We start from the raw sequence: 13339 nt of genomic DNA on the forward strand, positions 1-13339 counted from the left end.
GGCCCGCGGGACTTTAGAAATAGCGTTCCCCGACCCGGATCGTGTCGCCCGGCCACACCCGCAGGTCCGGGGTCAGGCGGAAGCTTTCCTCGACCGCGGCGCCCGACCGGCGGATATAGGCGACCTTGCGTTCGGCGCGCGGGGAAAAGCCCTGCGCGGTGGCGATCGCGTTCAGCACGGTCATGCCGCTGGCATAGGGATATTGGCCCGGCGACTTGACCTCGCCCAGGATGAAGAAGGGGCGGTAGCTGACCACCTCTATGTTCACCTTGGGATCGCGCAGATAGCCGTCGGCCAGCTTGGTCTGCGTCTCTGTGGCGATATCCTGCGTCGTGCGGTTGTCGGCGGCGATGTCGCCGATCAGCGGGAAGGAAAGGACGCCGGAGGAGCTGACCGAAAATTCGCCGGACAGGGTCGGTTCGTTATAGACCGTCAGCCGGACCTTGTCGCCCGCGCCGAGCTTATATTCCTCAGGCCCCGATATTTCCGCGGTGTAACGCGGGCCCGAAACGCTCATTTCCGAAACGCTTGCGGAACAGGCTGCGGTCAGCAACCCAAAAATCAAGGCAATGAGCAGTTTCATTTTCATGCGGACAGTCCCGGATTGCGAACACATACGAATCCGGCATATACGGGATGACGCGATGCAGCAAGATTGCTAACCATTTCGATAATCTTTTGATGTTGCGATACGGGACGATTAACGGGAAGCTAATGAGAAGGGGGATTGCCGCATTTCGGGCGGGCGCGGCAAGGGACGATGCGATCAATGCAATTTTTCTGTCGGCGGGCGACGGATTTGGGGGAACGGTTCATTCCGGGTGCATTTCGCTTCTGCCACCAAAGGCGGACGGAACGGGGCGAGTCCCTGCGCCGGAGCGGGCCCGGTTTCGGATGGCGCGAAAAAAGCCCTTGATACAGGAAGGTGGACGGATAGGTGGTGTTGGGTAGACTGATCGGCGCATTCAGAACCGGACCGGAGGCGCGCTATTCGCCGCCGCGGACCGCCGAGGGCGAGAGGATCTATGCGGTCGGCGACGTTCACGGCCGGCTCGACCTCCTGACCGAGTTGCTGGAAAAGATCGATCGCCATTCCCGCAGCCTGCCGGACCCGCGCACGCAGCATGTCATCCTGCTGGGCGACCTGATCGATCGCGGCGAGCAGTCCTCGCAGGTCGTCGACTATGTCTACAATATCCAGAAAAAGACCGATCAGCTGATCGTCCTCATGGGCAATCATGAGGAATTGATGTTGCGGGCGCTCAATAGCGAATATGGCATCTTCCGCGCGTGGATGCGCATCGGCGGCGACGCCACGCTGCGCAGCTTCGGCATGGAGCCGCCGCCGCGCGGGGGCGATTACGAGCTCTACGCCCGCCGCTTCGCCGCGACCATTCCGCAGCAATGGGTGGCGTGGCTGTCGCGGCTGCCCTATTCAGCGCGATCCGGCGACTATTTCTTCTGCCATGCGGGCATACGTCCCGGCGTGCCGCTCAAGCGCCAGAAAAAGGCCGACCTGTTGTGGATCCGAGATGAATTTCTGGATGACAGGCAGGAGCATGGCGCCGTCGTCGTCCATGGCCACAGCATCGCGGACGAGGTGGAATATTGTGGCAACCGCATCGGCATCGACACCGGCGCCTATCGCACCGGCGTGCTGACCGCGCTCTATCTGGAGGGCGACCGGCAGGAGATACTCGCCACCGGCCAGGGCGCGGACAGCGCGCCGCTGCCGCTGATGGTCGGCGGCTGACGCGCGGCCGATCCGTTGTTCCCCGTTCCTGACATCATGGTGAATGGCCGATGCTCGTTTCCCTGACCGCCCTTGCGCTGGCGTCCGCCGCCGCGCCGATGCCGCGGGCCGCCGCTGGAAGCGCCCCGCCCCCCGCGCAGCCGTCCGCCCCGATACCGGCACCGACCCCGGCACCGACCCCGGCACCGGCGCCGCCTCCACCCGCTCCGCCATCGGCCGGGACGGGCGAGGCGGGCAATATCGGCTTTTTCACCGCCGCCACCCTCGCGCGGCGCTGTCAGGACAGCAGCCCGGCCGCCATTTCCTATTGCTACGCCTATATCACTGCCGTGCACGATACGATGAAGGCCTATGAGATCTGGCTGAGCCAGCGGGAATTCTGCATCGGCGGCGGCAATGCGCAGGCGGACCTGCGCCGCGCCTTCCTCACCTATCTCAGCGCCTATCCCGAAAATGGCAGCGGACAGGCCGCCTCGGTCGTCGCGGTGGCGCTGAAGCAGACCTTCACCTGCCCGCCCGATCCGCGCCCCGTGCCCCCGTCCGTGCCGGAAAAGATGCCCGCCGCACCCAAATCGCCCGATTGAAAGGGCGGGAGGGGCTTCAGCGCTGCGTTGCGCGTGGCCCGTTGGCGGAAACCTGCCGTAGCAGACGTTCGCCTTTTTCCGCGAGCTTCCAGCGGCGGCGGCGATAGAGGCCGGTCGCCGTGAGCAGCGCGGGCCACAGGATCGTCAGCGCCACGTCAGCCAGCGTGTCGGGCCAGCGCCATTCGCCATAATGGAGCCGCTGCATGCATTCATGCACCAGCTCGGCCACGATCACCGCCTTGAGCGCGGTGACGGACGCGCGGCGCTCGCGCAGCAGCAGCTGCACCAGCACATAGATAGCCAGACCGGCATGGATATGGAGCATGGCATGGCTCGCCCCGCTGGCTTCGGCAAGCCAGTCGAGCGTGTCGATATAGGAGGCGATCGGCGACATGGGTCGCTGATACCCCGGACATGGCTAAGAAAAGGTAAAGCGGGGTATGAAGAGCGGTCAGGGGTGCGGCTGGCCCGGCCGGGCGGAAGCGGCGGGCGGCGCGGCCGCTTCCGCCGTGTGCGCCGGCGCGGCGGCGGAGATTACCCAGCGGTTCGCCCCGACCTGCGCCGTGGGGTGCGCGGGCGGCCTGGCGGCGTCCTTGTTCATGTCGGCCAGCGGCACCGCGCCCGCCGGCAGCCTGCCGTCGATCGGCAGCACGGTGCGCTCCTGCGACGGTGCGCCCGTTTCGGTAAGGGCGGCGAGCGCTTCGGCGGGGGCTTCCTGCCCCGGCAGCAGCGGCAGGCCGTCCCCGGTTTCCGCCCCGGCATATTTTTGCTGGAAAGCGCGCGGCTGCCCCCAGCCGCCCGGCCAGCGATAGAAGATATGCGCGCCGACGACGGCGGTTTTCGTCAGCGTCGGCGCCCAATAGGGGGCAACCCAGTCGGTGTGATAATGGGTCGACCAGCCCACCGGCGCGAAAACCCGTCCGGCCAGCGCCTCCCCGGCGATGCGCCGCGCCCGCGCCCAGCCCGCCGCCGAAGGCTGCCGCGCGAGCGAGCCGTCGCAGGTGAAGCTGAACTGGCAGCCGGTCCGGCGTTGGGACCCTTCGAACACGACCCCGCAGACGCTGTTCGGGAAGGCGGGATGGCGCACGCGGTTGAGGACGACCTGCGCCACCGCGCGCAGCCCGTCGTCGCTCTCGCTCGCGGCTTCGTAATAGACGGCGCTCGTCATGCAATCGAGCGCGCGCAGGAAGGACTTGCCGTCGCCGACCGGGATATAGAGCGAGGCGGCTGCGGGATTGGCGGCGGCCGAGATCGGGATGGCCGCGTTGATCCGCTCCGCCTCCGTGCGGCTGACGTTGCGCAATGATTCCGGCGCGGACACGGGCAGGACCAGCGGCGGCGCGGAGGCGATCGGGGCCTTGAAGCCGAAACGGGACAGCGCGCGCCCGTCCGACCCGGCAAATCCGCTCCAGTCGCGCAGCGCGAGCGCGAGGCAGCCGCCGACGACCAGCAGCATGGCGATGACGACAGCCGCCGCTTTCGCGGCGCGGCGATTGCGCGGGGCCGCGCGGTCGCCTTCATAGCCGTAGGATAAGATCATCGCTGCAACGCTTCCATGGTTTGGGGCATGGCTCCGGGCGACGCATAGGCGAAAAGCGGCTGGGGATCAAACCGGTCTGGTGCATTGCAGCATGTTTTTCGACGTGACGTGCTGTCCCAGCGGGGGACAGACGGCCCTTGTGCGTTGCGCAAGCGGTGCCGCTTATCCTATGAGCAACAGGAGGAAAAACCGGGGAAGTCACTGGTGAAGCGCATCGAAACCGGCATAGAGGGCCTGTTCATCATCGAACCCAGGGTGTTCGACGATGATCGTGGTTTCTTCCTGGAAAGCTGGCATGCCGCGAAATTCGCCGCGATCGGGCTCGACGAACGCTTCGTGCAGGACAATCACAGCCGCTCGGCGCGAGGGGTGCTGAGGGGGTTGCATTATCAGAATCCCCATCCGCAGGGAAAGCTGATGCGGGTGGTGTCCGGCAGCGTCTGGGACGTCGCGGTCGATCTGCGTCGCGCCTCGCCGACCTTCGGCCGGTGCTTCGGGCTGGAGCTGTCGGAACGCAACCATCGCATGCTGTGGGTTCCGCCCGGCTTCGCCCATGGCTTCCTGACATTGGAGGACGGGACGGATTTCCTCTACAAATGCACGGAGCCCTATGAGCCCGCGCAGGAACATGTGCTGTTGTGGAACGACCCGGCGCTCGGCATCGACTGGCCGCTCGACGGCATGGAGCCGATACTGTCGGCCAAGGACAGCCGGGGCGCGCCGCTGGCGGCCTGCAAGGTCTTCGATTGACCGGCACGGTGGCGATAACCACCGGCGCGACCGGGCCCGCCGCGCCCGGCGGCATCATGACGACCGTTCAGGCGGGGCGGGGCATCGCGGCGGCGATGGTGGTGTTCCACCATGCCTCGACCATGTTCGCGCTGCCGCGATACGGGAATATGCCGGTCTGGAACGGCTGGGGGGAGCTGGGGCGGCACGGCATCGACTTCTTCTTCGTGCTGAGCGGCTTCATCATCTTTTCCGCCCATCGCCGCGACATCGGCAGGCCGGGCCGGATCGGCACCTATCTCTGGCGGCGGGCGATCCGCATCTATCCGGTCTACTGGCTTTATCTCTGCGGTTTCCTGGCGTTGCTGCTGCTGGGCATGGGACGGCAGGAGGTGCCGCTTTCCGCCGCCAATCTGCTGACCGCCTTCTCGCTCGTCCGCTTCACGCCGGAAATGCCGCCATTGCAGGTCGCATGGACGCTGTTCCACGAAGTCTTTTTCTATGCGATGTTCGTGCTGCTGCTCGCCTCGCGCAGGATGGGGGCGGCGGCGCTGGGGCTGTGGCTGGCGCTGATCCTGCTGTTCCACCAGTCGCGCGGGGCGGACTCCCCGACCTTCTTCAGCGTCGCCTTCGACCTCCTCAATCTGGAATTCTTCATGGGGATCGCGGTGGCGCTGCTGTGGCGGCATGTTTCGGCAAGGGCGGCGGCGGCAGCGCTGGGGCTTGGGCTTGCGGGGCTGGCCGGGGCGGCGCTGTCGGCCCAGGGCGGATGGATCGGCGGCTATCTCCCCTCCTTCTGCTTCGGCCTTGCGAGCGCGCTGATCCTGCTGGGGCTGGTGGTGCTGGAGGGGCAGGGGCGTCTGCGCGCGCCGCGATGGCTGAGCGCGCTGGGCGATGCCAGCTACACCACCTATCTGCTGCACACGACGATCCTCTCCGCCCTGCTGCGCGTCGCGGCGCATCATGTCGGGGGCGGAGCAATGGCGCAGCTTTTCCCGGTGCTGATCGCGCTGGCGGCGATCGCCGTCAGCCTGCCCTTCTATCATTATGTCGAACGCCCGCTGCTGGACGCGCTGCGCGGGCGGCGGCCATTTGCGGCGCGGCGCGAGGGAGCGGTGACGGCATGAAGGCGTTGATCGTCGGGGCGAACGGGCAGGTGGGGCGGTGCCTGCAGGCGGCGGCGCCGACGCAGGCGCGCCTCGTCTGCCGGGGGTCGGACGGACTCGATATCCGCGACAGGGCCGCCGTGGCCGCGCTGGTCGCGGAAGAGCGGCCCGACATCCTCTTCAACGCGGCGGCCTATACGGCGGTGGACAGGGCGGAGGGCGAGGAGGCGCTGGCGCTCTCGGTCAATGGCGGGGGCGTCGCGAATCTGGCCGAGGCGGCGGACCGGACGGGCGCGCGGCTCGTCCATATATCGACCGATTTCGTGTTCGACGGCGCATCCGGCACGCCCTATGCGCCCGATGCGCCGACCCGTCCGCTCTGCGCCTATGGCCGCACCAAGCTGGCCGGGGAAGGCCATGCGCTGGCGCTCGACACCGCGCTGGTGGTGCGCACGGCGTGGGTCTATGCGCCGGAGGGCGGGAATTTCGTGCGCACCATGCTGCGCCTGATGGCCGAACGGCCCGAAGTGCGCCCCGAAGTGCGCGTGGTCGCCGACCAGATCGGCACGCCGACCTATGCCCCGGCGCTGGCGCGCGCGCTCTGGAACCTCGCGCTGGGCGAGCGGCGGGGCGTCTATCACTACACCGACAGCGGCGTCGCCAGCTGGTATGATTTCGCCGTCGCCATAAGGGAGGAAGCGCTGGCCGGCGGCGTGCTCGACGGGGCGGCGCCGGTGCTGCCCATTCCCACATCGGCATTCCCCACCCCAGCGCGACGGCCGCCTTTCTCGGTTCTCGACAAGGAGGCGACATGGGCGGCATTGGGCGGTCCGGCCCCCCATTGGCGGGAAAATCTGCGCCTGATGCTGAAGGGCATCGCGGCCGGGGGCTGATCCGGCGCGGCGAGTGAGCTTAACCCTGCGGAGGCCGCACCCGGCCCAGCAGCGCGCGCAAGATGCCCTGCGCCCGTGCGCCATTGCCGTGGCGCACCGCATGGGCGGCGTCCTTCAGCATGCGCAGGATCACGAAGGGCATGTTGCGGGGCGCGAAATGACGGGCGAGCAGCAGGCGGCTGCGATAGAGATAGCCCGCCGCGCCGCGCGACATTGCATTTTCGGTGAAGCCGGTGCTCGCCCCCATGTGATGATAGACGCGGCTGTCCGTCGCGATGGCAAGCGGGAACAGTCCTTCGCCGCGCAGCACCCAGTCGGCTTCCTCATGATAGAGAAAATAATCCTCCCGCATCAGGCCGACGCGCGTCAGGAAATCGCGGCTGACCAGCATCGACGCCCCCACCGGATAGAGGAACTCGCCCGGCCGCAGCAGCGCGGCGACATCGGCGCGCTCCGCTTCCCGCGCGGGCAGGCCGGTGCCGAGATGGCGCGCCTTGAAGGTCTTGCGCCGCATCGCGCCCGCCAGCGCCTGAACCCGGTCGGGCCGTTCGAAATCGAGCAGGATCGATCCCGCCATGCCCGGCGCGGGCTGGGCCTCCATCGCCCGGACCAGCGCGGACAGCGCATCGGGCGCGGCCACCGCGTCGTTGTTGAGCAGCCATGCATGGTCGTAATCGCGCGCCAGCGCCCAGCGCAGGCCGATATTGTTGCCGCCCGCAAAACCGAGATTGCCGCCCGTCCGCACGATCAGCAACTGCGCGCCGCCGCCGTCGTCGCCCCGTTCGGCGGCGGCCCGTTCCATCAGCGCGACGCCGTCCGGCCTTTTGCCGGGGTCCAGCGACACGGGCGCGGCGGCGTCCGGCGGCGCGCCCTCTCCCTTCGCCCAGGCGAGGATCTGGTCCACCGACCCGTCCGCCGAGTCATTGTCGCACAGCATGATGCGGACCGGCCGGTCCAGCATCAGGCAGGAGCGGATGCAGGCGATGCTGTCGCGCCAGCCATTCCAGTTCACGATGACGACGAGGGTTTTGGGCATGCGGCCTTTGAAGCAATTTCCCGCGCGCGGCGCAATCGCCATCGACGGCGCCGGTCCCGATTGGTTCATCGCAGGACAGTGGCGCCCTGTCGGGATCGGTTGTGCTGCACCGGCGGCTGGTCTATCCTGCGCCGTGCATGGGGCTTTAACGGCAATGCCGCCGCCAGCGAAACCGGGAAAGGGTCTGTTTGAGTAACCTCTGCGATGACGAAGACAGGCGGATCAGGGTGCTGGCCGTTTCTTCTGCCGGAGGACATTGGGAGCAATTGATGCTGCTCCGTCCCGCGCTTGAGAAATTTTCCGTCACTTATGCGACGTCCAATCCGCAATTGGGGGAAAGGCACGCCATTCCCGATGTGCTGGACCTGCCCGAAAGCAACCGCAGCCGCCCGCTGCGCGTGCTCCGCTGCTGTTTTCGCGCCTGGCGTCTGGTGCGGCAGGTGCGGCCCGACGTCATCGTCACGACCGGCGCGCTGCCGGGGCTGCTCGTGCTGGTCTGCGGGCGGATGAGCGGCGCGCGCACCATCTGGCTCGACAGCGTCGCCAATAGCGGCCGCCTGTCGATGAGCGGGCGCTGCGCCGGGCTGTTCGCCGACCGCTGGATGACGCAGTGGGAGCATCTTTCCGGCGATGCGGGGCCGGAATATGCCGGGGCGCTGCTTTGATACTCGTCACCGTCGGAACCCAGTTGCCGTTCGACCGGCTGATCCGCATCGTCGATGCGCTGGCGGCCGAGACGGACGAACCCTTCGTGGCGCAGATCGGCGACGGCAGCTATCGGCCCGCCCATATGGAATGGCACCGCTTCATCGAGCCGGTGCGGTTCGACCGCCTGCTGACCGACACGCGGCTCATCATCTCCCATGCCGGGATCGGCACGGTGCTCAACGCCCGCAAGACCGGCAAGCCCGTCATCCTCTTTCCGCGCAGGGCGGAGCTCGGCGAGCATCGCAACGATCACCAGATGGCGACGATCGGGTCGCTAGAGGGGCGGCGCGGCGTCTATGTCGCGCAGGATGCGGCGGAAATCTCCGCCTATCTGAAACAGGACCTCGCCCGGCCCGAAGGGGATGCGGTGCTCGCCGCGCATCAGGACCTGCTCGATCGCGTGGCCGGGCATATCCGCCTGCTCGGCCAGCGCGGGCGCTAAGGCCGGGGCAGCCATGCAGGGGGCGGGCGAGCCTGGGGAAAAGCCGGTCGGCGTCGCGCTGCTGCTGTCCGAGGGTGCGGCCTCGCGCGGGGGCATCGGCCGCATCATGGCCAATCTGGACGAGGAGCTGAAGCGGAGGCACCCGGATATCCGCGCGTGCCGGCATGCGGCGCGGCTGACGGAGCGGCCCCTGCTCAACCATCTTTCCGTGCCCCTTGCGCTGGCGCGCTTTACCGCGCTCTGTGCGGCGGGGAAGGTGGACGTCGCCCATGTCAACATCGCCCCGCGCGGATCGACCTGGCGCAAGATGCTGTTCGCCCGTGTCGCGCGATGCTTCGGCGCGAGGCTGGTGCTGCACCTGCACGGCAGCGGCTATGACGAATGGTTCGGAGGGCTGGGCCCCGCCCGGCAAGGGGCGGTCGCCGCGTTTTTCCGCGGGGCCGACGCGGTGGTGGCGATGGGCGGGCATTGGGCGGGCTTCCTTGTCGAGGCGATGGGCGTGCCGCCCGGAAAGGTCCACCGCATCGCCAACGGGGTCGCCGACCGGCCGCCCTCGCCGGGCAGCCCGGAAGGGACGCCGCCGGTGCTGGTCGTGCTGGGCATCGTCGGCGAGAGGAAGGGCACCGACGTCCTGCTGGAGGCGCTGTCGAGCGAGAGGATAAGGACCCGGCCGTGGCGCGCGATCATCGGCGGCAATGGGGAGGTCGACAAGGCGCGCCGCCGGGCGCAAGAGCTTGGGCTGGCCGGGCGAGTCGATTTCGTCGGCTGGGTCGGCCCCGCCGAGGTGGACGCCATATTGCGGAAGGGCGATATCTATATCCTGCCCTCGCGGCAGGAAAACCAGCCCATGTCGATATTGGAGGCGATGGCCTGCGCGATGCCGGTGCTGTCGACCCGCATCGGCGCCATTCCCGAACAGGTGATCGAGGGCGAAACCGGGCTGCTGGTGCCGCCCGGCGATGCGGAGGCGCTGGCCGGGGCGCTGGAAACGCTGCTCGCCGACCCGGAGCGCCGCCGCCGCATGGGCCATGCTGGGCGCGAGCGCCAGCAACGCGTGTTCTCGATCCGCGCCGGGGCCGACAGCTTCGCCGCGCTCTATCGCGCGCTGGCGCGGTAGGAGAGAGCGGGGCGTTCAGCCCGCCCCGCCGCCAGCGGCGTTGTCCGCGCGGGCGTAGCTCGCTTCCGGCCGCGCGCCGCCGATCCGTGCCCAGAGATCGGGCTGGCCCGGCAATTGCTGGCGCAGCCAGGAGAAGCGCGCCTGCGACCACCGCACGATATGCGGCGTCATATTGTCCAGAATGAAGTCGCCGTCCGGCAGGCGGGCGACCAGCACGGTGTGCAGCCCCTTGGTCGGATGATAGACCACCGCGTAGAACAGGCGCGAGGCGGGAAAGCCCTGATCCATCAGGCGCACGCGCTTTTCTATCGCATAATCCTCGCAATCGCCCATCGGGCGGCTCTGGTCCGGCCGCTGCCAATATTCGCCGACGCCGTAGATGCGCTCGTCGACCATCGGATAGATTTCCCGGTTCACCCGCGCATTGACCTGCTTGAGCATCTTGAACAGCTGCTTGCGTGAGGGCTCCCCATCGTGCGCGGGCGGCGCCATGACGATGATCGGGGCCTGATCGGCTTCCGGCGCGGTGGCTTCACCGCGATCGGCCTTGCCGTTCGCCTGTCGGATGGCGCCGGTGGGGGACAGCGACGGATCGCCGCCAATGCCCGCTTCGGCCCGCGCGAACCGGATGCCCGCCGCATCGGCAAGGCTGTCGTCCCGGCCCAGATCGCAGAGGAAAGCGTCTCTTTCGCACATTTCGGCAAAGCCCGCCGGCGCGTCCGCCATCTCGCCGATGGGCAGAAAGGCGGGGGCGGCATTGCCGGCCAGCGCCGGAACCGGCAGCAAGGCCGCGCCGGCCACCGCAATGGCGTTCAGATACAAGGCGGATGTGGAATTCATATTTTTTCTCCGCGCCCCCACGAAGAAAAATGACTTCCAAATCCCTATATTGGCCTAAACGTTCTAATTAACGCCCGTTTCACCCTGTTTTTGCGTCACCCCCGGCCGCAGCCCCGTTATCGCAGGAAAGCCAGTCGGCCAGCAGGTCGCCCCATTTGCGGTCGGTCTGCAATCCTTCCCAGCAGGCGGGGGCCGCCCGCGACAGCGCCTCATAAAGCGGCGCGTCCGTCAGCAGCCGCTCGGCGGTGAGGGCGAGGGAGCGGGGATTGCGCTCGGCATGGACGGTCGCGGTGCGCCCGTCGACCAGATGGCCCGCGAACATCGGATGATCCGACGCCACGATCGGCGTGCGCGAGCAGAGCGCTTCATAGACGGTGAGCGGGAAACCTTCGGGATAGCTGTGCCTGCTCGGCACGGCGACCAGCGCGGCGCGCCGCATTTCCTCGGCGACCTGCGCATTGGGCAGGGTGCCGGTGAAGTGGACATGACCGGCAATGCCGCATCTGCGCGCCAGCGCTTCGAACCGGGCGCGATCCCCGCCGCCGACGATGCGGGCCTCGACCGGAAGGCCGCGCCCGCGCAGCAGGGCGACGGCGCGGATAAGGTCGCCTACCCCCTTGGAAGCGAGCAACGCGCCGACATACAGCATCACATAGGGGGGATCGCCCGGCCCCGTGCGGGGCGGCAGGTCGTGCGGCTTGCGGTCATGGGGGAAGTCCCACACGCGGATCTTCGCGGGGTCGACGCCGATCGCGCGCAGCGACCGGCAGGCATTTTCGCCGTGATTGGCGACCCATTCCACCTTGGGCCGGTTCAGCAGCGCGGGCAGCGCGCCATATATCAGGCGGCGGCGCAGCCAGCTGATCTCGAAGGAATCGGCGAAGATGCAGGCCAGCCGCCAGGGGCGTTGCAGCGTCCAGGCGAGCAGCCGGGTCATCGGGCCGTGCAGGACGAGATGGGTGGGGGCAAAGGCCTCGATCAGCCCGGCGATGTCGCGCCAGTCGCGGTCCGCGCTCGCCGCGCCGCCGATCACCGTCACGCCGTTGGGCAGGACCTCGCTATAGCGCTCCTCCGTCCGGCAGCAGAGCAGCCCCGCCGCGCCATGATCGCGCGCCAGCCCCGCCATGCTGTCGAGCACATAGCGATGCGCCTGATAGTTTTCCGTTCCGGATTCCGCGATCTGCCGCCATGCCTGGCGATAATCCCCGGCATATTGGACGACGAGAAGCCTTTTCACCCGCCTTGCCCCCGCCGCCGCGCCTATGTCGCCGCCACGGAGCGGTGGAAGGAGAAGCCCGATACCCGGCGCGAGGGCTGGCCTTCCCCCTTCAGGATGAGCGCGACGGTCAGCATCAGGAACATATTGATGATCGCGTCGCGGTCGAAGATCGAGGATTCGGTGAAGTTATGGCCGATGCAGAACACCATCACCGCCGTCAGCAACGCCGCGCGCTCCCCGCTGTTGGACTTGCCCAGCAGCAGGCGGACCAGCGGCCAGACCATGCAGGCGCCGATCACCAGCACCGCGCCGATGATGCCGGTCTGCACCAGCAGGTCGAGATAGCCGTTATGGCCGGTGCCGATGGTCGTCACCCAGCCCTTGCCATATTTATAGACGGGGGAATTGTCGCCGATGTTCCAGAAGGAACCGAACCCCGACCCGAGCCACGGGTGGTCCTGCCAATAGCGCACCATCATGTCCCAGATCAGCGTGCGCCCGGTGAACATGTCCGGCTTCGACCATTGCTGCTTCAGCGGGTTGTGATAGATGAAATTGAGCACGACCACCCCGATGCCGAGGCTCGTCAGCAGGCAGACCATCAGCGGCCGGTAGCGGAAACGGTAATGCCGCATCAGAAGGCCGACCAGTATCGCGGTGACGACCATGCCGACCGAGGTCTTGGACGTGGAATGCAGCAGGAAGAAGCCCGCCGCCGCGATCGCGCCGATGCGCAATGCGGGCCACATTCCGCGAGCGTGGAAGGTGAAGAACAGGACCGCCATCGCCATCAGCGCCCCGGCATAGTTCTTGTGCATCATCATCCCGCGCCAGTCGCCCGCGAGCCGCAATTCGATCATGTCGTTGGTCGAGTGGATCGCAAAGCCCGGATCGACCAGCAGCACGAGATAGTTGAGCGCAACGAGAAGGAGCAGCGCGGCGCGGACGAGCAGCAGCAACTGGTCGAGCTTCAGATGCGCGACGCAGAGAAAGATGCTCCACAGCACGATGGTGGTGAGGATCAGGTGCCGGATGGCCGAGCCCTTGTCGATCGCCCAGACGAGGCTCAGCCAGCACCAGGCGAGCGCCGCCAGTATCGGCCATTGCACCGGTTGCAGGCGGGACAGGTCCGCATCCGGCCGGACGGCGACCAGCAGCAGGATGAAGACGACGAGATAGGAAATCTGCCGTATCGGGCTGCTTTCGCCCATGCCCGGCAGATCCGACAGGATCATGAACGGGGAAAGAAGCGAGAGCAGGACGAGGAGGAAGAAGCCCGCCTGCATCAGTCCCTGGTTGACGGGCGCGCCGATTTTCCTTTTTTCGCCTTCGGGGCTGCTCATGACGCGGTGAATTCCTTGTCCGTGAAATA

The 13339-nt window shown here is 67.5% G+C and carries 15 protein-coding genes; 8 read left to right on the forward strand and 7 right to left on the reverse strand.

Annotated elements, in window-relative coordinates; translation table 11 throughout:
• Nucleotides 1-13: 13 nt before the first annotated feature.
• Nucleotides 14-517, reverse strand: coding sequence for a polysaccharide biosynthesis/export family protein (locus tag GGR43_RS02640; RefSeq protein ID WP_246343297.1), 504 nt, complete (start codon nt 515-517; stop codon nt 14-16).
• Between the two features lie 420 nt (nt 518-937).
• On the opposite strand from GGR43_RS02640, the gene GGR43_RS02645 reads away from it, so the two are divergent.
• Nucleotides 938-1753 (forward strand): metallophosphoesterase family protein, encoded by an 816-nt coding sequence (locus tag GGR43_RS02645; protein ID WP_284278026.1) that lies wholly within the window; start codon nt 938-940, stop codon nt 1751-1753.
• A 50-nt stretch (nt 1754-1803) separates the two neighbouring features.
• Nucleotides 1804-2337, forward strand: a complete 534-nt coding sequence (locus GGR43_RS02650) for a Rap1a/Tai family immunity protein (protein WP_188070409.1) — start codon at nt 1804-1806, stop codon at nt 2335-2337.
• 16 nt (nt 2338-2353) lie between these two features.
• Here the strand turns inward: GGR43_RS02650 and GGR43_RS02655 are convergent, their stop codons facing one another.
• Together GGR43_RS02655 and GGR43_RS02660 are read right to left on the reverse strand one after the other, a co-directional pair.
• Complete coding sequence (locus tag GGR43_RS02655) at nt 2354-2731, reverse strand: hypothetical protein (RefSeq protein WP_188070410.1); 378 nt, start codon at nt 2729-2731, stop codon at nt 2354-2356.
• A 57-nt stretch (nt 2732-2788) separates the two neighbouring features.
• Nucleotides 2789-3877: a cell wall hydrolase gene (locus GGR43_RS02660; protein ID WP_246343298.1), complete on the reverse strand. Its 1089-nt coding sequence runs from the start codon at nt 3875-3877 to the stop codon at nt 2789-2791.
• Nucleotides 3878-4078: 201 nt separating this feature from the next.
• Here GGR43_RS02660 and rfbC point away from each other — a divergent pair, with 201 nt between their 5' ends.
• Genes rfbC through rfbD form a run of 3 tightly spaced genes read left to right on the forward strand, consistent with a single transcriptional unit; the run spans nt 4079 to nt 6605 of the window.
• The gene (rfbC, locus tag GGR43_RS02665) at nt 4079-4627 is read left to right on the forward strand and encodes a dTDP-4-dehydrorhamnose 3,5-epimerase (protein ID WP_223177284.1); all 549 of its coding nucleotides are present in this window, start codon (nt 4079-4081) and stop codon (nt 4625-4627) included.
• A gap of 8 nt (nt 4628-4635) precedes the next feature.
• A complete protein-coding gene (locus tag GGR43_RS02670) occupies nt 4636-5733 on the forward strand; it encodes an acyltransferase family protein (RefSeq protein WP_223177263.1) in 1098 nt (365 codons plus the stop codon).
• Nucleotides 5730-6605, forward strand: a complete 876-nt coding sequence (rfbD, locus tag GGR43_RS02675; protein WP_188070413.1) for a dTDP-4-dehydrorhamnose reductase — start codon at nt 5730-5732, stop codon at nt 6603-6605. Before GGR43_RS02670 ends, rfbD begins: the two co-directional genes overlap by 4 nt.
• 19 nt (nt 6606-6624) lie before the next feature.
• Here the strand turns inward: rfbD and GGR43_RS02680 are convergent, their stop codons facing one another.
• Nucleotides 6625-7641, reverse strand: coding sequence for a glycosyltransferase family protein (locus GGR43_RS02680; RefSeq protein ID WP_188070414.1), 1017 nt, complete (start codon nt 7639-7641; stop codon nt 6625-6627).
• Nucleotides 7642-7910: 269 nt separating this feature from the next.
• Here GGR43_RS02680 and GGR43_RS02685 point away from each other — a divergent pair, with 269 nt between their 5' ends.
• Genes GGR43_RS02685 through GGR43_RS02695 form a run of 3 tightly spaced genes read left to right on the forward strand, consistent with a single transcriptional unit; the run spans nt 7911 to nt 9908 of the window.
• Nucleotides 7911-8306 (forward strand): glycosyltransferase family protein, encoded by a 396-nt coding sequence (locus tag GGR43_RS02685; protein ID WP_188070415.1) that lies wholly within the window; start codon nt 7911-7913, stop codon nt 8304-8306.
• Nucleotides 8303-8791 carry a glycosyltransferase gene (locus GGR43_RS02690; RefSeq protein ID WP_188070416.1) on the forward strand — a complete coding sequence of 163 codons (489 nt, stop codon included), beginning with the start codon at nt 8303-8305 and terminating at the stop codon, nt 8789-8791. Before GGR43_RS02685 ends, GGR43_RS02690 begins: the two co-directional genes overlap by 4 nt.
• A gap of 13 nt (nt 8792-8804) precedes the next feature.
• Entirely contained in the window at nt 8805-9908 is a 1104-nt protein-coding gene (locus GGR43_RS02695) for a glycosyltransferase family 4 protein (RefSeq protein WP_188070417.1), read from the forward strand.
• A gap of 15 nt (nt 9909-9923) precedes the next feature.
• On the opposite strand, the gene GGR43_RS02700 is transcribed toward GGR43_RS02695, so the two are convergent.
• From GGR43_RS02700 to GGR43_RS02710, 3 genes are all read right to left on the reverse strand, one after another.
• Nucleotides 9924-10748: a transglutaminase-like cysteine peptidase gene (locus GGR43_RS02700; RefSeq protein WP_188070418.1), complete on the reverse strand. Its 825-nt coding sequence runs from the start codon at nt 10746-10748 to the stop codon at nt 9924-9926.
• Between the two features lie 79 nt (nt 10749-10827).
• Nucleotides 10828-11985 carry a glycosyltransferase family 4 protein gene (locus GGR43_RS23480; protein WP_188070419.1) on the reverse strand — a complete coding sequence of 386 codons (1158 nt, stop codon included), beginning with the start codon at nt 11983-11985 and terminating at the stop codon, nt 10828-10830.
• A 23-nt stretch (nt 11986-12008) separates the two neighbouring features.
• Nucleotides 12009-13310, reverse strand: coding sequence for an O-antigen ligase family protein (locus GGR43_RS02710; protein WP_188070420.1), 1302 nt, complete (start codon nt 13308-13310; stop codon nt 12009-12011).
• Nucleotides 13311-13339: the final 29 nt, after the last annotated feature.

The sequence above is a fragment of the Sphingobium jiangsuense genome, assembly GCF_014196495.1.
In the GTDB taxonomy this organism is placed as follows: domain Bacteria; phylum Pseudomonadota; class Alphaproteobacteria; order Sphingomonadales; family Sphingomonadaceae; genus Sphingobium; species Sphingobium jiangsuense.